This window comes from Bythopirellula polymerisocia, from assembly GCF_007860015.1.
Lineage (GTDB): Bacteria > Planctomycetota > Planctomycetia > Pirellulales > Lacipirellulaceae > Bythopirellula > Bythopirellula polymerisocia.
This window is the reverse complement of the sequence record NZ_SJPS01000002.1, coordinates 787,113-808,261: the sequence shown is the minus strand read 5'-3', so window position 1 is coordinate 808,261 and position 21,149 is coordinate 787,113. Positions and strand designations below refer to the sequence as shown.

The following is a 21,149-nucleotide window of genomic DNA, read 5'->3' as shown; positions in this document are numbered from 1 at the left end:
TTAGACGACAGAAATTGCACACTTGGCCTTCATCCCTGCCTGTTTTGGCAAATGAGCAATGATGGGAACAGCCTCGGCACCTGGAACCATATTGAATATCCGGCCTTTCTTGCTCTCTTTGATCGATAGAGGAACGCTGGCTTCAACTACTACGGTTCCACCCGGTTTCTCAATCTCGACTCGATTCTCGGATACTTGCCGAACCTTCTCACCAGTAGGTGAGATGATTGGCACGACCAAGACTGCTGGACTGTTGCTTATCGATCCAGTTGAGCTTGCTGCGCTTATCGTAACTTGACTATCCTCGAGAAGGTATTGGATGTCATATGTCGCAGCATTTCCTTTCACCACATTACGGTCTTCATCTTGCAATGTCGTTTTCACATCAAAGGTGACCTGTTTGCCGTCATCTGTATATCGAACATCGGCCTTCAGGTCGTACAGGTTCGTGTACCACGTGCCATCTTTGAACGTTTCGACTCGCGTGGTGAGCGGAAAGTCCTCGCCTGGATTGGGCTGCTGGTTCAACGGTTCGACCAGAATGTATCTGGCCATGCTGCCGGCGAGCAACGTACCGACCTTGTTGTGATACAACACCGACAGCGAACCACCGGTCGGCTGCTGTAGACCGTCCGTTGACTTGGTTTTGTAGATCGAATCATAAGAGGATACGGTTCCGCGCCATGGTCCTTTCGCCGCCAACCACACTGCGATTTCAGGAAAGGTCTTGACGCCTTGGGCCGTCTCTCGAGGCAGCGGTTGTGATTTGTCGACATCCGGCATCGAATTAATTTTATCTTGCACCAGAGCCATCACCTTCGCATGGGCAAAAGTGTGGTGGATGCAGGGCTTGATGCCGTGAGAAACATAGTGGGGCCCACCGTGTAGCAGTCCGTCGGCAGTACATCGCTGCAACAACTCGGCGTTCTTGATTGCAGCAGTTCCAAATGCCGGGTTGTAGCCAGCCATCAGACTGAAAGCCGGCTGACATCCATCGGAAGTCCGGCTGCCCCAGTAGCTCCACTTCGCCGATCGAGTGCCCCAACTGTTATCCCAGGCGCCATCGGGTAGCATGAATTCGAGGTGACCGTTCATCGAATGGACCAACAGATCGAGCAACTCAGTATCATTCTCTTCCAATGCATACAACACGGCTCCATTGAGGGATTCCTCGACGTTGTATCCTAGGTCGACTGGCAACAGTCCGCGCTCGCTGCGATTGTCACTCGGTTTGCCTTCGCCGTAGATCAACTTGTTCGGTTCTGTGAAGAATTCTTTAATTCGTTTTGAAAACTGCTGGCTGCGGCCGAAGTACTTCTGTTTTCCGAGGACTCGACCGAACAGATTGAAACCGTAGAGTCCGGTCATTCCGTAATTGAGATTTGTGAAGTCGATCTTCTTGAAATCGCGAAGGAGATAGCCGCCAGCAGCTTTGTCGAGCCGGGCGGTCCACGCTTTTTTTCGCTCTTCGTCAAGAACATCTCCGTGATGGTGCAGGGCTTCCGCAAGTGCGATCGCACCGAAGATAGTAGTTCCTCGCCAGGATTTTGGGTTGATATCGTTGGTCCAACTTCCATCCGGCTGGCTTACGTTGTTTTCTGCCCACTCGTAGACATTAATCGCAGCATCGAGGTACGTTTGCTCTCCAGTCACGTGCGCCATGCGCAAGAACGGATACAGTGCGTCGGAACACCGGCCATGAATGTGGCTGCAAGCCGGGCACTTCAAAGCACCATGAAGCTTGGGATTGCCTGGTTCATTAATCTGACACCTGATCATGCCGTCGCACCAATCGGTGAGCAAATTCTTGGTCAACGTGTTGAAGTCGATAGCCTTGTTTTCAGCAGCAAAACCAAGTGGGCCCGTCAACAAGCCTCTTGCACTAAAGGCCAATCCTGCACTTCCGAGTGAAAAAGTTCCCAAGAATTTTCGACGATCCTGCATGTATACGCTCTCTGGTTCTTCTAAATGTGGAGCTTAGTAAACAGGGGTGGAAGTAACCATTCCCCCCTCTTTGAGTCATTTTTTCTTCCTAGTCCGGAGGGGAACTGGTGGATTCGGAAGACCGCGTCATGTGGCCCTCTCCATTCGGTACTTGGATCTCGAATTCTTCTCCCTTCGGCTTCATTGTCGCTTCGATTCTTGTCTTGGTTGGAGTACTAACTTAGCTTCGTAGTTGGTTGGGACTGAAAGATTGTTGATCACTTGCGCGCTCTTGTCCGTATTCTAGGCAATGGATATCTTCCATGGATCGAGTCAAGCTGGTTTTGGCATTGTCAAGATACTCGCATTAAAGGCATCCGTAGAAGCCGCTGTATAAGAAGGTGCGGTCAGGAAACAACAAGCCAATACGATTTATAGTCTCTTCAAAGTGTGACTCAGCCTGATTGCTTTTATGCCTACTGGGAACTAAAGAGATATTGCATTGTCAAATCGAGTTAGACACCAGCCAGATCACTGTTGATGCGTAAACAATTCAAGCGTCAATTCGTTGTCGGCATCTGGTTTTACGTCTACCGTAATTCCAGACGTCCTAGCATTTGTATAGCGCTGCGGTAAAGATTTCGCAGTGGTCGATATAGGCATTCCTTCCTGTGCAGGTGGTGGAATTACGGAGACCGGGTGGGTGCCAATCTTCACCCCATCGGAATTGGTGTCAGTGCCAAGAACGAATGCTCCGTCCGCCTGAATCGTGCCCTTGGCCATTTTGCCCTCAGCTGGCGTCACAAGGACGAAACCTTCGGTAAGTGGCTTTCCATCGAGTGTAACCACACCATGAACGGGTGCGAGGCCGTCTCCACTTCCCCCACATCCTACCAAACACAAAGTGTTAACCATTAGCAGAGCGAAGCACCAAAGACTTCCCAAATCGCACAATTGTTTGCCAAGCGATCTCTCCGCAGTGAGTAACTGCCTGCATGCACCATGTAAACGCAATACGAGGTTTTTTGTTGGAGGCATCATGAAATCATTCCTTAAGTGTTAGCTGAAACCCATTGACCTTGAAAGATTCAAGCAAAGCATGCATCACGTAGGCGGCTAAAAGTACACCATAAACTGAGGCTGATCAGCATCAAGTTACTAGGCTCAGGTACAGGTGCTGGTGATGTGTATGGCTGTGCAGGCACACCATAGTTGTTTTGCCATGCCGCGAGACCAGCTGGTGTGCCATCGTTACGCTGCCACTCGAGGAAGTCGGCCCCATCGACATCGCCGTCGCTGTCGAAGTCGCCGGGGATTACGTCAACCACAGCAGTGATGGCGACATTGTCGATCCAGAGATCGTGGCCACCGGCTCCATCACCGTCTCCACTCGAGAAAGCCAGCAGAAATTCAACGCTTCCACCCACTTCGAGGGTGTGGTCTGCGAGCCCTAGCAAGGAGTGGCTGATATCGTCATGAGCACTGTTGTCCCAGGCACCAGCAACGCTGGTGATCTCATCGTCAGTTGAAGTGTAAATCACACCGTTGGTGATAGCTCCGCTGGAGACACTCAATTTGTAGGCCCGGGCTGCCTTGGGACGGAAAGCGTAGGCATCGAAATGAAAGCCGTCCAAGTCGAGGTCACTCGTGCCATTATTGGTGATCGTGAAGGTGATCGTGCCTCCGGTAGTCGCGTTAGGCAATTCCAGGTTTTCATTTTGCACACCCTCCCCGGCTACGGTGCTTGCTGTTGGGGGGCCCGCGAAGGTTCCCCACGTACCGTCGGCACTGGCGCCCCGCCCGTCGGTAGTATGCCAATTGAGCCCTTCGGTGGTCGTGACAGCTGCCCCGGTGACCCCTGGCGCGGTTAGGGATGCAGTAGGAGTAGCACCACTATCCCAGGTATCCCAGCCCGCGATCAGATTTCCATAGGTAGGGGCGGGGGGTTCGGTGGGGAAGTCAATGTCCGGGTCCACGGAAGCATGACTGACGAAGATCATCGCTTCACTCAAGACCTCTTGGGCTCCGACGTAGATGCCCCAGCGGAAACGTGTGAGAGAATTGTCCCCAGGCTGCTGATTGCGAACGTATTGGCCCGTTGTGAAGGGTTGATCTTGGGCACCAAAATACACCTCGTATTCCAGCCCATTGTCTCGAATGCGAATGTCAAATGGCTGGCCAACAGCATTGTCGATGAGTGTCTCGAATTTTGGTTGTCCCGGCGCCGGAGTCCTGTGTTGGACCTTGACTCTGCCGCTGCTTTCCATGTTGAGTTGCATCGACCATGCTTCGTCGTCGACGTCTTTGGCCTGAAAAATCGCTGCATTGATCGGCTTTATGATTGTGTAACGAGCGACCCATTCGTGCCACTCGCCACCAGCGACATTCCAGCCCGTATTTGCGTCGAACGACTCGACGCGAGCCGCCAATGGTCGACTGTTCCGAACATTCTCTTCACCAGGAAAGAGCCGAAAGATTTGCGTTGCTCCGTCGGTCTGATACCAGCGACTCCAGTTGTCGAAGTCGCTTTCGGGAAGCGAACTATTCGCAAGGGTGTGAAGCCTGAGATTGTCCTCAATCCCAAGCACGCCGAAGAGTCCCCCCTCGACTGCTTCGTTATTCACGTCGATTGTAGTTCCCAAGTAGCCGTTTGTGATACTGTCTCGTATGTCCTCGAATGGTGGATTGATGCCAGGCCCCTCGGTGTACAGCAAGCTTTGACCTATAGAGATTGAATTGCCGCATATCACTGCGAAAAACGCACAAGTAACCACAAAAGGTCTAGTACTCAAGAAATCAACCATTTGATAACACTACTGGTTAAGACTCTCAAATATACGCCGAACGCTCTGAGCTGGTACGCACGAACAAAAAACTGAGTTAAGTAAAAAATACCAATTCCTCGCCCCGCGGTATTGCATGCTATGACCTAGAATTTCGATGGAGGGATGGCAATAACAGCAGTACAAGTAAGTTTAGCGATTGGCTATGACCTCGCTTCCCTCACGACTTGCGTAAGCGATAAGCTCTCGGAGGCCAATATCTTCTTGAATAAACTGCACTGAGCCATCAGCCATAGCGAAGTGGCAGCCTCCCGGATGATCTGAACCGAAGCCGACGTCATTTCTAAGGACGCTTGAGGGGGTCGCACTATTAAGCGGATACGTGAGGTTATGGGCGGTGTAGAACCACGTTGTCGCGGCCCCGATCCACCAGGGGCGTGTACCCTGGTTTTCTGGCGGACCGAATGCTGACTCACCGATGAGAAACGTGTTACTTGTGCCGTCAGTGATCCTGCGAAAACCGATCTCGCCCTGGAAGGTAATCACGCCGTTGATTGCCACTTTACCTTCTCCGCCACTATGGCATCTGCCATTCCCAGCCGAATTTTCAAGCATGGTGTAAGGACTGCCTTCACTGATTCGATTGCCTGCCCCACAACCGGGCACAAGATCTGTCCCTGTATACTCGTCGAGATTGGCCCCCATCACAGCGCAGTAGGCCGTTGCGAGGCCAGAATCTAAAGCCGTTGGGTCTCCGCTCCCAAAATCCGAAGTGTTCACAGGTTGTGTCAGAGAGAAAGACGGACACTTGAACTCTTCGATGGGAGTGTTGTCCAAAAAGTCCCGGACGGCTTGAGTTTGCTGATCGTACTCAAACTCGGGGTCTATCAAGTTTTTCACGTTGGCCTGCTCTACATACGGCGTCAAGAAAGCAAGATAGCCCCAATTCCCCGAATCACGAGAATTTCGCTTCTGTGCGGTAGGAGACAACTTTCCGTTCGCAGGTGGAAACATTTTGCGAGCGTCCGCGAAGTTCTGGCATGCGATCCCAAGCTGCCGAAGACGGTTCTGACACTGGGTGCGTCTTGCAGCCTCTCGTGCCGCTTGGACTGCAGGCAGCAGCAAGGCGACAAGTACTCCAATGATCGCGATTACGACGAGCAATTCTACGAGTGTAAAACCATGTAGGGGCCTGGAGAATAAGTCTTGGTTCTTTGTAGTAAGTCGTCTTCTTCGCGCCTGCTTATCCGCTTTTACCACCTGGCTAGTATTCCGAATCATCTTTTTGAATCCTCCTTAGATTAGATATGCTGGCATTAATATAAACGCATGTACACTAAATGACACTATTTCGACGAGACCGTTAGAGCCAGCCTGACGAGAGTAGATCCGCCCTTGACCACCAAAAAACACGTCAGGAATAACTTAATTGGGCGGCTGGCATCAACTGACGCTACCCTGTCAAGTACGGCCAGCAATGACCTTCTGATTACTAACCACGTCTTGACGCAGGCAGAGTGGACAGGAAAAATTCTTGGAAACATGACCCCAAAGTCCACAAAACCAGTGATTCGATGTACTTAAGGCTGCTTAGTGGGGGGCCCTCAGCTTGCTGAGCCAATGCGCCCACCACGCCATTCCTGCGGCTATCGAAGCTTTCAGGTAGATTTTGCATTATTTTTTCTGGTTTATTAGTCCATTTCCTCACTTCAGGGGCGTGTTATTGGAGATGAAAGACTCCACAGCAAAATCTGGCACTCCCAATGACCCTCAGAGGTACGAGCTATTTGTCAAGCTCTTGCTCGAGAATGAGTCAAGTGTGCGCGCATATTTACGTGGGCTGCTGCCAACTTGGCAGGATGTTGAAGAGGTGGCACAGGAAGCCAGCCTAGTGGCGTGGCGGAAATTTTCAGATTTTGAGGAAGGCACTTCATTCGGTGGCTGGTTCCTGACAATTGCTCGATATGAGGCTATGAGCTATCGCCGTCGCCTCGCGCGAACACCACTCGTTTTTTCGGATGATGTTTGGGGACTTTTGGCGGCAGAAGCTGCTGAGGATGAGGGCGGTCAAATACGTCGCCAGCACCTCGAAAAATGCCTGGATAAATTAGATGCGGCCAGTCACGAACTACTGCTGAAAGTATACTCACCCGGTGTTATGATGCGAGAGGTGGCTAAGCAATCCGGCAAAGGTGAGCAAGCGTTCTATAAGGTTGTTCAGCGATTGAGATCTGCGCTCTTGAAATGCATTTCGAAGGCCATGGCTTTGGAAGGGATAGGATGACTGACAGGGACATTGATAAGCTGATTGCCGCGTGGCTAGATGGCCATCTCGATGCCGATGATTCACAGGCACTCCAAAAAGAATTGCAGGGTTCGGCGGAAGCTAGAGAGAAGTTTCGCAAGTATTCTCACCTGGATGTGGCTCTCCATGAGTACGCTGACACCAGTGGCATGCTGGGCCACGGGCAACTTATTGCCAACTTGACCGAACAGTTGCCCAGCCGCACACAAGGGTCTCAGTTCACAACTTTCGAGAACGCGAGAGGAGGGCAACCCCAAGTTACGTTGCATCCGACGAGATTTGATACTAAAGGTATGTCCGCATTCCGACGGGTGTTGTCATGGTACACGGCCCTTGCTGTTGGGGTTTTGCTTGCGGTTTCGCTAGTTAGCTTCTTTAATTATGGGGAGCGGCGAGCAGGGCATTCTGCTCAGCTTCGGTCCGCTAAAGATTTGGAGGCCGCTGAGGAAGCAAGCGTTGCTAATCTGCGCAAGCCACCTGCGCCAGTTGCCACTTTGGCATCGGAAGTGCGGTCTCTATGGGAGAACTCGCAACTTGAGGTTGGGCAGGCTTTCTATGAAGGTGAGACGGTCAGTTTGCAACAGGGCAAAGCTCGCATCAGTGTCGGGTTCGGGGCAGAAATCGTCGCTGAAGCACCCTTTTCACTGACCTTCGTTGCGAGGGATCAAGTCAATCTGCATCAAGGCAATGTCGCTGTCCATGTCGCGCCCTGGGCTAAAGGCTTCACGGTAGTTACTGAGGAAATGGATATTGTCGACCTCGGAACTACGTTCACGGTTTCTGCTTTTCCTGGCGTTAAGACAAAAACTACGGTCCTTAAGGGGGTCGTGCGAGCATCGAGTACCCGCAATTCACAGCCGAGAGGGTTGCTGATATCGGAAGGTCAACAGGTGTCGATTGATGGCGAAGGTCTGTTCGAAAGTGTTCAGCAACAGGATGTTAAGCACCTACTTGCTAGTTTGGATTTTGGTGACTCGGGAGCATACCGCCCTGTTGCTTTGAACAATACTGGCATTGGGCTTGAAGTTGGTGACGAAGATCTGCATTGGCGGGTGGTAGCCGGGCCGGAGGGAAGTTTTAGCGGTAAGCAATTCGCAACGGTTTGTACACCTGAACGTGGGTATTTACCCAATAGCCCTAATACGTCGCAGTGGTTATCCATTTCAGACTGGCAAACTGCTTCGCCTAATTCCATTTACACATTTCAAACAGAATTCGATCTGGAAGGTTACGATCTTTCCACAATGCAGCTATTCGGTCGATTCTTGGCAGACAATGGCATTGCCGCCGTTCGCGTCAACGGCAATCCAGTGGAAGTTAAGTCTTGGGTTGACAACGTGAAATATCAACCGTTTGGTGATCAACAATTCCGTTTCGTAAATATAACTAAAGGTCTAGTCAAGGGTCAAAACATTATCGAAGTCGATGTTCAGAACGGAATGATGAGGAGTGGTATTGGTAAGAATCCGCCGATAAAGGCAATTCCGAATCCAATGGCGTTGCGTGTTGAGTGGTATGCGTTTGGTCGACAGCAAACTTTTGCGGAGGCTGCTGGCAATGCAAAGTTATTTCACGAATTTCAGAATGATTACTCATCAAGATTGACGCTTTCTGGTGGTCTTCCAAGCATGTGAGATTGGATATTTGCTTTGAACATGTCCCCTGCCTATCTATAGCCAACCACCAGTACCGTGAGGACGTCACGCCGACTTCTAAGTATCTACGAGAAATAAAGCAGCTACTGCGGTGCTCGTCTCTCTATTGATCTTTTTGGTCTGATCGGAGCAGGCCCCACACGAAATAGTCTTCTTTCACGTTTTTTAGCAATACAATTCGAATGCCACTACAAGTTGTGATTAAGGAATGTGCATAGGTGAAAGTTTTCGTGATTAAACCTGCTTGGATTTTCGCATTAGCTCTGGTGGTGCAGTTGGCATTCATGCCGCTTGTCAATGCAGACCCATTCAAGTCGTCCCAGGTGAGTAAAGTTGCGATGCGAGCCTCCTTACCAAAGCTCGATCCCTCAAAGCCCCCTGCTCGTGAGACTGTCGCGATTACTCGGCAATCTCCGCAAACTATAAAATTGGTAGACTCTGACGTAGTGCTAATCGATTTCGGGCGAGTTGCCTTCGGGAATCTTGAGTTGACATCACCCGCAGACTTCGAGGGCACCCTGAAGGTTCGTTTTGGCGAGAAACTGCTAGACGGTTTGATCGATCGTGAGCCTCCAGGCACTGTGCGATGCAGCGAGGTTGAGGTGGAAATCACCCCCGGCGCGACAACGGTTATCGCTCCACCAGCCGACGAAAGGAACACTCAGCAGACAGCAGAGATTGGACGATACGGCAAGCCTACACCGCCAGCAGTGTTAACTCCCCCGGAGTGGGGCGTTCTTACACCATTTCGATGGGTCGAGATCGAGGGCTTGCCCGATGCTTTGAGCGCCAACCAAATCGTGCGTAGAGCAGCTTTCCCTAAGCATTGGGATGAGAACTCTGCCGCATTCGTGTGCTCAAACGAAACTCTCAACCGCGTTTGGGAGCTTTGCCGCTATTCAATTAAGGCGACGATGTTTGCGGGAGTGTACGTGGACGGTGATCGGGAGCGCATTCCCTACGAGGCTGATGCCTACCTAAATCAATTGAGTCACTACTATGTGGACGGTGATCCAGTTATGGCGCGCCAGACTTTTGACTGGCTAACGGCGTATCCCACTTGGCCATCCGAATGGGGTCCACACATGGTTTTTATGGCACATGCTGACTGGATGCGTAATGGCGATGATCAGTGGATTTCTCAGCGGTACGAAAACTTAAAAACTAAAACGCTCATTGAACGGTGTGGCGACTCCGGACTTGTTCACAGCGATGAATTGCAGAGAGAATGGAACGATATCGTCGATTGGCCGCCTCCCGAACGCGACGGCTACGTCCGGACGGAGGTGAATACCGTTATCAATGCGTTTCACTTTGCTGCCATTGAAAAAATGGCTGAGCTCGCTGATGTGGCCGGTTCCGAAGTTGACGCAAAACGCTACAAAGATCATGCAGAGCGGGTTAGGCAGATTTTTTACGATCAATTATTTGACGTGGAGGCAGGTCTCTTTCGCGACGGACTTGGCGTGGATCATCACTCGCAGCACGCCAATTTTTTCCCGCTTGCCTTTGGGCTCGTCGAAACCAAAGACCGCCAGCATGTGGTGGACTGGCTTACAAATCGTGGCATGCAGTGCTCAACATACGCTGCCCAATATTTACTGGATTGCCTTTTTAAGAATGGAGCCGGTGAGACCGCAGTTAAACTCATCATCGCGCCCGGGAAGAGGAGTTGGCGTCACATGCTCGACTCCGACGCGACGATCACATGGGAAGCATGGAACGAGTCCGTTAAACCAAACCTTGACTGGAATCATGCCTGGGGAGCAGCTCCTGCCAATCTGTTGCCGCGATATGTTCTGGGCGCCGAACCTCTTGAGCCAGGTTGGAGCCGTGCGATTATTCGCCCTTATCCAAGCGGCCTAGATTTCGCCCGAGGCATCATACCTACGCCATATGGGCCAGTCTCTGTCGATTGGAATCGCAAGAACTTTTTTGAAATGGAACTGAAGTTGCCCGACAACATGTCTGCTTCAGTTCACGTGCCGACGGTGCCTGGCACCGATAGCGTATTCGTTAACGGTCAACTCGTCGAAGCCAAAATGGAAGACGGCTATTGGATTCTCAAGGAGGATCTGACAGGCGAATCGATTGTCGAACTCCGTTCGGTAGAATTGCAGCAAACTACTGAACAGTCTGCGAGCCAATTGTAGAGGTTTTTCCCGGAGCAGAGCAGAGGGTGGGGTTTCTCATGCGCCGATACGTCAGATGCAAAATAAAAGCCGCGACTAGACCTAGTTTGCATTGTCTAGTTAAAACTTTTATGGCAAGCATCCTTCAGGCCTGCACAGTTCTCTTCTTTTGTCAGTCGATATCTCAAGCGACAGCGCAGCTCATCGTCACTCCCGTGCACGATATGGTACTGGACTCCAATGCGTTGGTGATGCCCACAAGCGGCTCATTCGGCCGCATACTCAATGGCACCACATTTCAGCAAGAGGCACTGATTACGCACGGGGGCTATCAGTATACGGCCTGGTACCACAATGGCTCGAGCGACGAAGATATCTTTGTATCGCGTCGCGATTTGAGCGGAACTACCTGGGAAACGATTGATACCGGGTCCGGTTTGGAAAACGGCGACGCGACTGCCTCTTCAGATAGCCGCCGATGGGATGGGCACAATAGCATCTCCCTGGGTATCTCTGGCGATGGACGAATCCATCTCAGTTTCGACCAGCACGTTGACGAGTTGCGTTACCTAACCACGGATCCCGGCTTCGCGACGAGTGCGAGTAACATTTGGAATCAAGCGGGTTTTAAGCCAGAACGCGATGCACTGAACGTCAATGGCGCTCAGATTCCGAAGGTCACTTATCCTCGATTTACCAATGTGGGGGATGACCTGGTCTTTACCTACCGTGATCGCGTTAGCCAAGATGGCGACCACTATATCGCAACCTACAACTCGCAGACCGGCATTTGGAATGCTCCACATCAATTCACCGATGGGCGACTTGGGAGTTATACCGATGAAACCGATCCTGTGGGTCAGGAACCCTCGCTTGCGCGCAACGCGTACCTAAACGGGTTCGACATCGACACCCAAGGAATGATGCACATCACTTGGACTTGGCGTGAACAGGCAACGAACGCAAACCACGACATCAACTACGCCTATAGCGATGATGCTGGTGTGACCTGGAAAAACAATGCTGGCGTAGGTCTCGGAAGCATCATCAGCCTGAATTCCCCCGGCATAAAGATCGTCGACCTGAATTACCAACAAGCTTTGATCAACCAGCAGGGCCAAGTCGTCGATCAGGAGGGCAGAGTCCACGCACTGATGCGACATCGTCGACAAGAACCCGGTTTTGAATGGCAGCCCGGTGACGCCACGTACGACACGGTTGATGCCGCTTATCACCATTATTATCGCGACCCAGTATCCGGGATCTGGAACGTCAACCGATTGCCCGTAGATGAGCCGGTAGGTAGCCGTCCCAAGATCGGGGTCGATCCCAATGGCAATCTCTTAGGCATCTACAGATCAGGTCGCAACCTAATCGTAGCGGGCGCTGAAAAAACAATAAATGGTTTCACAGATTGGCAAATCCTTTACAAGGACGAAACGGATTATGAAGGCGATCCGCTTTTAGACCCAGTGCGGTTGACGGAGGAAGGGATTCTCTCGGTGTTCCTTCAAGAACGAGCTACGACCAGTTCTGAAACGATCCCAACCGGCAGCCCGCTCCACGTGCTTGAGTTTAATATCTCGGAACACGTGGAGACTACTTATTACCTGCAAGCAAGTCATCCCGGTGGCACAAGTATCTTATCTGCCGAGTTGTGGTTTGACGCTCCCACCGGAGGCACGTCGCTGGCTGATTTGAATGGCTATTTTCCGGGCAACATATTTGTCGTTGATGGACTGAACGCTCGCACTCCAAGTACAAGTGGCACTAGTGTGTTTGCGGGCACGTTGGTGCTACAAGGAACCAGCCCACAATTGATCAACCACACTGGCACAAACATTTCGATTTCGCGAATGGTCGTCAACAGCGACACGCTTTTCGGACAACGCGTGGACGGTCAACAGGCGACTATAGGAGAGCTTGAGTTGAACGCAGAACTCTTGATTCGCCAGCAGTTAGATCCTGGAGGAGACGCAGCTTTTGTTTTTGATGAAATTAGTGGTAACGGCATGTTGAAGTTTGGTCTAAATACACAAGACATCGATAACCATTGGGGGTTCGACGCAGCGGACACCGACGGCGATTTCACCGGTTCCATCCTTCTTGATAAGGGCATCCTGCAGTTCATCTCCAGCGATCTGGAACTGCCACTGGCAACCTTGCAGATTCTCAATGTTGACGCCAATAGTCAGATATCTCTAGTCAGTGACGCGACATTCAAGGCATTTCAGGAGCTAAACGCAAACAACCTAGGTGTCGTCACGCTGTCCGTCGCGCCGGGCACCTACACCGCTGCGGACTTGAACACGCTGTTCGGCACTACCAGTAGATTCACTGGTAGTGGCACGCTGACAGTTCTCATCCCCGGCGACTTCGACGGCGACGGCGATGTCGACGGGGCGGACTTCCTGGAGTGGCAGCGCAATGATGGCACACCAGCTGGTCTCGCGGCATGGCAAAGCAATTATGGTGCCCCCCAGTTGCTAGCTGCTTCTGCAGCAACTGTACCTGAGCCAAGTGCGATATTACTCATTGTGTTCGGAACCAGTCTTCTAGTGAATAGGGGCTACAAGAATTTTACAAGAGAAACGCACCTTCATGAAACACATCTGTAAAGCGAAATACGACTTAGTAAAGAAGCAGAACTTCATTGTAGCTATGCTGCTTGTCGGCTTATTGGCCACCCCTTCTTTCGCTTACGAGGTCTGGATGGGTACGCACCTAGCTCAATCCTCGATGGCGAACAATTTGGATGACTGGGCGCTGACGGCCAGCCTCTTGGATGGGGTGAACATCAACCGCGCACCCAACAATACTGACCCCGCCAGCAACAATGACTGGCGAACGATTTTTGGACAGGTTTCGCACGTGAACAACACATTGATCCCTCTCCCTCGCTCAGGAGTAACGCGTGACACCAGCCAGATTAATGAGCTGGCGTTTGATGAAATTGAAGAGGAAATGCAACATCAGTTCGACCTCGCCGACACCTACAACTACGACTTCGATCACCTCATGTTCTACGACAACGCCACTGGCGGGAATTCGTACAGTTGGACCGAAACCGAAGTCCAGCACATGCGTAGTTGGCTGGACACCAACGGTCATCAAGACATCAGTCTCATGTGGAACGCTCGCAATTTCAGCCAGGCAAATCAAAACTGGAGCGCAAACTCGCTGGTCGATCACGTGATGATCGAGGGCAGCGCTGATGACTTTCTCAACAACTCCAACAACAAGAGCACGCTGCTGAACTGGCTCTGGACCAATCCCAATACGATCGACAAAGACGTCATCTTGCAGATCCCCCGCTCTGAAAACTCGATGACGCAGTATGCCTCGACGCGACGCGTAGCGGTCAAACTTGGCCAAGAGCTCGGCTATGAGAACGGCATGCAGTCCGACCGACTGGTCTTTCTGCCGGTCACCTACAACGACAATTATGATTACCTCCCAGAGACAACTTCTAATGGCACGTCCTACACCGATTCGCTCACCAGCCTCGCGCTCTCGCTGATCGAACAGCGTCCCCTGTTCGAGGGACGCAGCGGGATACCGACCAACGCAGACGCCGATAGCTTTGTGCGGGAGGTTATAGTGCCTACCTACGGCACTCTGATCGCGGGCTGGGATACGTGGGATAGTGCTACCAATCCCTCTGCATCCGTCCTTGCGCCAGGGGTCACCGGGTCAGCCGTGACGACCACAGAACAGCAAGCTTGGAATATTGTCGACGGGCGGGGCGCCAGTGCCGACGGTACGTGGGGAACCTTCGCGGGCCCCCCAACAGCAAGCACCGTAGCCGGGGAGGGTGTGCAAAATGAAAATCTGGAGTTGCCTAACGCTACCACCGGAGGCACGATCACCTTCACGATCACCAATAATGGCACGAGTGACCTCGACTTGGACGGCTTTCATTTCGATGCCTACGCCTTCCGTCCCAAGGCAGCCCGAGCCTACGAATTAAGCGTCTCTAGTGGTGCTATCACCAACGGTGTGATTTACACCTCAACTGACGATGAGATCACCAGCGTTGCTGGTGCCTGGGACAACAGTGCTCATGACGATATCAGCCACTCCTTGCTAGGGCTCGCCGACCACACCCTCGAAGTGGGTGGCAGCGTCGATTTTTTGCTGGCTTTCTCGAGTGGAGACGGTGACGGTTCCGGCGGCCACGATCTCTGGATCGACAATGTCGCCATCACTGCCGTGGTTGACGTAATCCCCGGTGACTTCGACCACGACGGCGATGTCGATGGGGCCGACTTCTTGGCTTGGCAGCGTAACGATGGCACACCAGCTGGTCTCGCGGCATGGCAAAATAATTACGGTGCCCCTGCAATGCTGAGTGAGATGGAAAGTGCCTCGCTGGCGGTGCCAGAGCCATCAAGTGTCACTTTCCTCTTGCTGAGTGTAGCTGCTTGGTGTCGAAGTCGGAAACATAACTCTGGCAACCGAAGATTTAACTTGTGCTTCAGTGCAGCATACTAAGATGGGAAATGCCTGGCAGCAGTTCCCAGCACAAAACGGCCCTGACCCCTTTGGAATATTGATGCGATTCAATGCAATAGGCAGACTGAAGGCTATTTAAAGTCAAATCGAGGAATAGCAGCAAATTGAGGACTAGCGTATCGCTGACGATTCAGATCGTTGTATGTACTCGTGCGAATCAAAGTCACCCCATAATAACTCTGTACAGCCCATGACCTTTCTAGGAGTCAGTGCTCGAATGTTTCGATTCTCCGGCAATGTGATTGCGATCATGCTTTGCTGGGCAAGCGTTGGGCTCGCTCAAGTTCCCTACCCATTTGACTTGCCTACCAACAATTTTAGTGCAACGCTTAATATCGATACGAAGCAGAAGACAGTCCCGGTTCATCACATGCTATTTGGCCTGAACTGCAATTGGCCTGAAGGACTCTATGGTAAGACAGGGTATAATCACCCGAGCGCGCAGAAATTGATTCGTCAGCTAGAGCCCAGCTCGCTTCGGTTTCCTCATGGCGTCTGGTCTAACTTTTATGACTGGGAATCTGATGGGAGGCGAATAACTGACGATTACAAGACTCCTTACGATAGCGCGGTGAAAGGTCATCCGGATCTAAAGTATGGCTTCGATGGATTTAACGCCTTGCATCAGGAGCTTAGTTTTGACGTGGTCTTTACATGGAACGTGAACTACGACAGTCCCGAAAAAGGAGTGCGTCGTTTGATCGACCGACGAGACAAGAACTTTGATGTCAAGTGGATCGAGCTTGGCAATGAGCCGTTTTGGAAGACTCAGCGTAGTGAGGCAATAAGTGACGTTGACAAATACATCGTGGTCGCAAAACAACACACCGAAGTCTTGAAGAAAGCTGATCCGGACATCTTGGTCTCTGTCCCCGTGCATTGGCGTCAGGCTATCACGAATCCTTGGAACCTTGAGATAAAAAAGCATCGCTTTTACGACGCAGTTACGTTGCACAAGCACATTAGGAACAAAGAGAATCGTGACGGTGCGGCAAAGACTCTAGCCGCTGGACGAGAGATGGTTGAAACGGGGGAAGCACTCAGGAAAGTCTTCCCCGGTCGCCCCATCTGGGTTACAGAATGGTCCGTTGGATGCGGCGAGAACGCGATTAGTATTCTGGGCATGGCCGACGTGTATCTGGGTATGGTTGAGCGCCCCGATCTGTTCACAATCGCTGACTACTTTCAGATCAACGCGAGTCATGCTTTGATTAACTATGACAAAAAGACTCAAACACACACAAGAACTAGTTACGGAGCAGCATATGAGATTATCCGAGACATTTTCGAGGGCAGTGAGCGCTTGGTGAGCCACGTCGAATCAACAGTTCTCGGAGACAAGGTCAAAGCAGTCAGCGCGGACGCTGTCTTCAAGAATGGTAGAGTCACTGTATTCGCGATCAACAAAACCACCAAAGCAGTGCCATTGCACATTTTCGTCGACGGAGCCTCCTACACGAAACTCCTCAAGCATCAAGCCTTTTCTTTTTCAAATCTGAATGAATTGAGGACTTTTAGGATGGAAGAAAACGTGCTTTCTGAGGTATCGACAGTGAGTGGTACCCCGGAAGGAGTTCTGTTGCTACCTCCCTTGTCTCTCAATCGGTTCGATACCTCCAGTTTGCACATGTCAGGCCAGCAGAATCCTTAGGCGATCGTAGAATAGGGCTACTTAATCGAAATCTTAACCTCAGCCTCCCCCGGAATAACCATGATGTACATAAAATGTGCCGCCGCAATTCTTTCCCAACTGATTGTGTGTAGTTGTTCCTGGGTATGGGCGTCTTTTCCGCAACAACTGGTAGTTGGTGAGGGGTTCGTGGAACCCGTAGGATTCTATGACGCAACACCAACATTTTCCTGGAAACTCCCTGTCGGCACACTTCGTCAGACGGCCTACCAAATCGAGGTGCGAGACATCCTTGTGGGAACAATTGTATGGGACAGTGGATGGGTCGAGTCAGATCAATCAGTATTAGTTCCCTATGGTGGTGAATCACTCGCTTCGCGACAACAGCTGAGTTGGCGAGTTCGGTTCCGCGATGAATCCCTGACGGATTCCGATTGGAGCCCCCCCGCACATTTCGAGCTTGGACTGCTCTCATCAGAAGATTGGAAGGCAAAGTGGATCGGACTCGACGATGGGGCCAATGCGTTTGAAGAAAGAGTGGCTTTGCTGCGTCGCAAGATCACAGTATCCGACAAAGTGAGCCAAGCACGCCTCTATGTGACAGCGAGAGGGCTGTACGAGGTTTACTTAAACGGTAAAAAAGTCGGTAAAGATGCTTTTACTCCCGGTTGGACATCTTATGCGAATCGGATCGACACTCAGACCTATGATGTGACCGAAAGTATCCTTAAAGGGGCCAATGTTCTAGGAGCGTCGTTGGGCTATGGTTGGTATGCTGGACGTATTGGTTGGCAGAGTCAAAAGCAATTCTATGGCACCTACCCTGAATTCCTGGGGCAGTTGGAACTCACCTACCATGATGGCCGGAAAGAATTAATAGTTACCGATCATTCATGGAAAGCGACCGTGGACGGACCGATCCGTGCATCGAGCATCTACGACGGTGAAGTCTACGACGCCCGAAAAGAGATGCCTGGTTGGAAGAAGTCCGGCTTCGACTCTTCGACTTGGGATCCGGTCGTTGCCAGAGAAGAACTGGGAGCCGTCCAACTTTCACCTAAACCTTTTGCGCCGGTTCAACACACAGATACGTTAGTAACTCAGAAGATAACTGAACCAGAGCCTGGGCGATTTATTTTCGATTTGGGACAGAATATCGTTGGTTGGCCACTGCTAACAATACCAGTAGAAAAAGATCAAACGGTCACGATTCGGTTTGCTGAAATGCTCAACCAGGACGGCAGCATGTACACAGCGAATTACCGGTCTGCCAAGTCGATAGACTTTTATACCCCGGCTAAATCAGGAACGATTTCGTGGAAGCCGACGTTTACCTTCCACGGATTTCGATACGTGGAGCTCTCGGGACTACCCAAGACAGCACTGCCAAAGACCGACTGGGTAAAGGGATTGGTCCTGCATACAAATCTGAATCCTATTGGAGTATTTGAATCGTCTCATAAAAAACTCAACCAATTGCAAAGCAATATAACCTGGGGACAGCGGGGCAATTTCCTAGACATACCGACTGACTGTCCTCAACGAGACGAGCGTTGTGGATGGACCGGCGACGCACAAGTATTCTGCCCGACAGCCATGTTCAACTATGACTGTCATGCGTTTTGGAAAAGCTGGCTCAGGTCCATGCGAGATGATCAATTCCAGGATGGCCGTGTTCCCCACGTAATCCCCGACGTATTAGATAACCGTGGTGGAAGTCCTGGTTGGATGGATGCAGCCACGATCATTCCTTGGCAGGTGTATATTCGAACAGGAGACAAGGAGTTATTAGCCGATAATTATGAAATGATGGAGCGGGTCGTTGGGTGGTACCGCAAGCATGCTCAAGCGGGGATTGTCGAGAATGTAGCTGGCTTTGGGGACTGGCTCCAACCCTACGCACCCAACAACAAGGGCGATACTCCTCACAACTTATTAGCTACGGCTTTCTACGCCCAAAGCGTTCAGATTCTAGCTGATGCTGCCAGCGTGCTAGGAAAGAATTCTGATGCGGATAAGTACAGTGCTGAAGCTGTTGCCACGAAAGCAGCCTTCGTGGCCCACTTTTTTGATGCGAAGGGAAAACTTCGTAATGCACCGGAAACACAAACCGCATACATTCTTGCGATCGCTTTTGACTTGATTCCCTCCGATCTTCAAGAGCAGGCTGCGACGCACCTCGTTCAACTTATTGATGAAGCTGATGGTCATTTGCGTACTGGTTTTCTTGGCACTCCATCCATCACTCAGGTGCTCGATCAAACCGGCCATTTGGATATCGCATATTCACTACTATTCAGGGAGACTTATCCTTCTTGGTTCTTCTCGATTAATCAGGGTGCGACGACGATGTGGGAGCGTTGGAATAGCTACAGCCACAAGGACGGCTTTGGCGACGCGGGAATGAATTCCTTCAATCACTATGCCTATGGTGCCATCGGCCAGTTCATGTATGAGCGAATCGCTGGGCTCGCTCCCGATCCAGCCAATCCCGGTTATAAGCACTTCTTCGTGCGTCCGGTTATAATTGGCCCGCTCACTTCAGCAAAAGCTCAACTCAAAACTGCATACGGCGAGGCTAGCAGCAGCTGGAATAAGGTTGAAGATATGATTGAAATGAATGTCGTGGTTCCGCCAAACACTACAGCTACAGTTCAATTTCCAGATGGCCGCCCTTCGAAGTCGGTTGGCGCAGGCCGTCATCGTTTTGAATGTGAGTTGGTTTGGCGTGAGTGAACTTTGCTTGACGCACTATTTGATTTCTACCGATCCTTTCCAAGAATAGAACACATGAAACTACATCTACAATTCGTTTTCTCACTCTCCTGTTTCTTTGTTCAAGTAGCAGTGTGTGGCGTTCTGACCGTCGTGGCAAATGCACCTCAGATGAACATACTGGTGCTCTATGCGGATGACTGGCGACATGACACATTGGGAGCGGCTGGGAATCCAGTAGTGCAAACGCCTGTGCTGGACCAATTGGCTAGTCAGGGAATGAGGTTCACAGAGAACTGCGTAACCACCTCAATTTGTGGTATCAGCCGGGCTACTCTGTTTACCGGTCAATGGATGTCCCGCCATGGCAACGAAGCATTTGGCTCTTTCAAGACTCCCTGGTCAGAAACTTATCCAGGGTTGCTCAGCGAAAACGGATACTATGTTGGCCACGTAGGCAAATGGCACAATGGAAAGTTTCCTGCTGAGCACTTTGATTTCGGTCGCTCATACGCCGGCAAGCACTGGACACAAATGCCCGACGGCTCAAAAGTCCACGTGACAAAGAGAAACGAAAAAGACGCCCTCGAGTTTCTTCGCACTCGACCAAGCGAGAAACCGTTTTGTTTAACGGTTGCGTTTTTTGCCACACATGCTGAAGACGACAATCCACTCCAATTCCTGCCTCAGCCTCAAAGCATGGACTTGTACAAAGATGTAACAGTCCCAGTTCCTCCAAATGCGACGGCTGGGTCTTTTCATCGCTTACCGGAGTTTATTGCCAACAAAAAGAACGAGGGACGTAATCGCTGGCACTGGCGTTTCGATACGCCTGAAAAATTCCAAACGATGATGAAGAACTACTATCGATTGGCCACGGAAGTTGATTCTACCTGCGGTCTCATACTCGAAGAACTCAAGAATCAAGGGGTTTCGGATAACACTTTGGTCATTTTCACAACGGATAATGGCTACTACCATGCTGAGCACGGCTTAGCCGACAAATGGTACCCACATCAAGAAAGCATTCGCGTGCCACTCATTGTACGAGACCCTCGGATGCCCAAAATAAATCGCGGTAAAACAAACAACCAGTTCACACTAAGTGTAGACTTGGCACCAACGATTCTTAGTGCGGCTGGAATCCCGGCTCCAAAATCTATGCAGGGCCGTGACATCAGCCCTCTTTACGTAGATGCCGATCCTGCAGACACGAAGTCACCATGGCGCAATGAGTTCTTTTATGAACATCCAACTATTCGAAACATCAGCTTCATCCCATCGTCCCAAGCGCTCGTGCGAAAGGATTGGAAGTATATTTACTGGCCAGATTTTGACCGAGAACAGCTATTCGATCTAATAAGCGATCCGCAAGAAGAGCATGATTTAGTAGCTGCTCCAGAACATGCAGAATTACTCGCCGAGATGCGGGCTCGTTTCGCGGAGCTTAGAGCCAAAGCTCGCTGAACCAAGACGCCAAGTGGTTTCGAC

General features: G+C 51.1%; 12 protein-coding genes. 8 read left to right on the top strand and 4 right to left on the bottom strand.

The window, feature by feature from the left end; all coding sequences use genetic code 11:
• From Pla144_RS09340 to Pla144_RS09325, 4 genes are all read right to left on the bottom strand, one after another.
• A complete protein-coding gene (locus Pla144_RS09340) occupies window positions 1-1,944 on the bottom strand; it encodes a hypothetical protein (protein WP_146450371.1) in 1,944 nt (647 codons plus the stop codon).
• A 510-nt stretch (window positions 1,945-2,454) separates the two neighbouring features.
• Window positions 2,455-2,964 (bottom strand): hypothetical protein, encoded by a 510-nt coding sequence (locus Pla144_RS09335; RefSeq protein WP_146450370.1) that lies wholly within the window; start codon window positions 2,962-2,964, stop codon window positions 2,455-2,457.
• A 47-nt stretch (window positions 2,965-3,011) separates the two neighbouring features.
• Window positions 3,012-4,715, bottom strand: a complete 1,704-nt coding sequence (locus tag Pla144_RS09330; protein WP_146450369.1) for a hypothetical protein — start codon at window positions 4,713-4,715, stop codon at window positions 3,012-3,014.
• A 183-nt stretch (window positions 4,716-4,898) separates the two neighbouring features.
• A complete protein-coding gene (locus tag Pla144_RS09325) occupies window positions 4,899-5,987 on the bottom strand; it encodes a DUF1559 domain-containing protein (protein ID WP_146450367.1) in 1,089 nt (362 codons plus the stop codon).
• 448 nt (window positions 5,988-6,435) lie between these two features.
• Between Pla144_RS09325 and Pla144_RS09320 the strand changes: the two genes are divergently transcribed.
• The 8 genes from Pla144_RS09320 (at window position 6,436) to Pla144_RS09285 (ending at window position 21,125) form a co-directional block, all read left to right on the top strand.
• Window positions 6,436-6,990 (top strand): sigma-70 family RNA polymerase sigma factor, encoded by a 555-nt coding sequence (locus Pla144_RS09320; protein WP_146450365.1) that lies wholly within the window; start codon window positions 6,436-6,438, stop codon window positions 6,988-6,990.
• Window positions 6,987-8,645 (top strand): FecR domain-containing protein, encoded by a 1,659-nt coding sequence (locus Pla144_RS09315; RefSeq protein ID WP_197530527.1) that lies wholly within the window; start codon window positions 6,987-6,989, stop codon window positions 8,643-8,645. The genes Pla144_RS09320 and Pla144_RS09315 overlap by 4 nt, the downstream gene beginning before the upstream one ends.
• Window positions 8,646-8,896: 251 nt before the next feature.
• Entirely contained in the window at window positions 8,897-10,819 is a 1,923-nt protein-coding gene (locus tag Pla144_RS09310) for a family 78 glycoside hydrolase catalytic domain (protein WP_146450361.1), read from the top strand.
• A gap of 110 nt (window positions 10,820-10,929) precedes the next feature.
• The gene (locus Pla144_RS09305) at window positions 10,930-13,416 is read left to right on the top strand and encodes a BNR repeat-containing protein (RefSeq protein ID WP_197530526.1); all 2,487 of its coding nucleotides are present in this window, start codon (window positions 10,930-10,932) and stop codon (window positions 13,414-13,416) included.
• A complete protein-coding gene (locus tag Pla144_RS09300; RefSeq protein ID WP_146450357.1) occupies window positions 13,400-15,292 on the top strand; it encodes a hypothetical protein in 1,893 nt (630 codons plus the stop codon). The genes Pla144_RS09305 and Pla144_RS09300 overlap by 17 nt, the downstream gene beginning before the upstream one ends.
• Window positions 15,293-15,530: 238 nt before the next feature.
• Entirely contained in the window at window positions 15,531-16,964 is a 1,434-nt protein-coding gene (locus tag Pla144_RS09295; RefSeq protein ID WP_146450355.1) for a hypothetical protein, read from the top strand.
• A gap of 60 nt (window positions 16,965-17,024) precedes the next feature.
• Window positions 17,025-19,679: an alpha-L-rhamnosidase gene (locus tag Pla144_RS09290; RefSeq protein ID WP_146450353.1), complete on the top strand. Its 2,655-nt coding sequence runs from the start codon at window positions 17,025-17,027 to the stop codon at window positions 19,677-19,679.
• Between the two features lie 54 nt (window positions 19,680-19,733).
• Window positions 19,734-21,125 (top strand): sulfatase family protein, encoded by a 1,392-nt coding sequence (locus Pla144_RS09285; protein WP_146450351.1) that lies wholly within the window; start codon window positions 19,734-19,736, stop codon window positions 21,123-21,125.
• The last annotated feature ends 24 nt before the right edge of the window (window positions 21,126-21,149 follow it).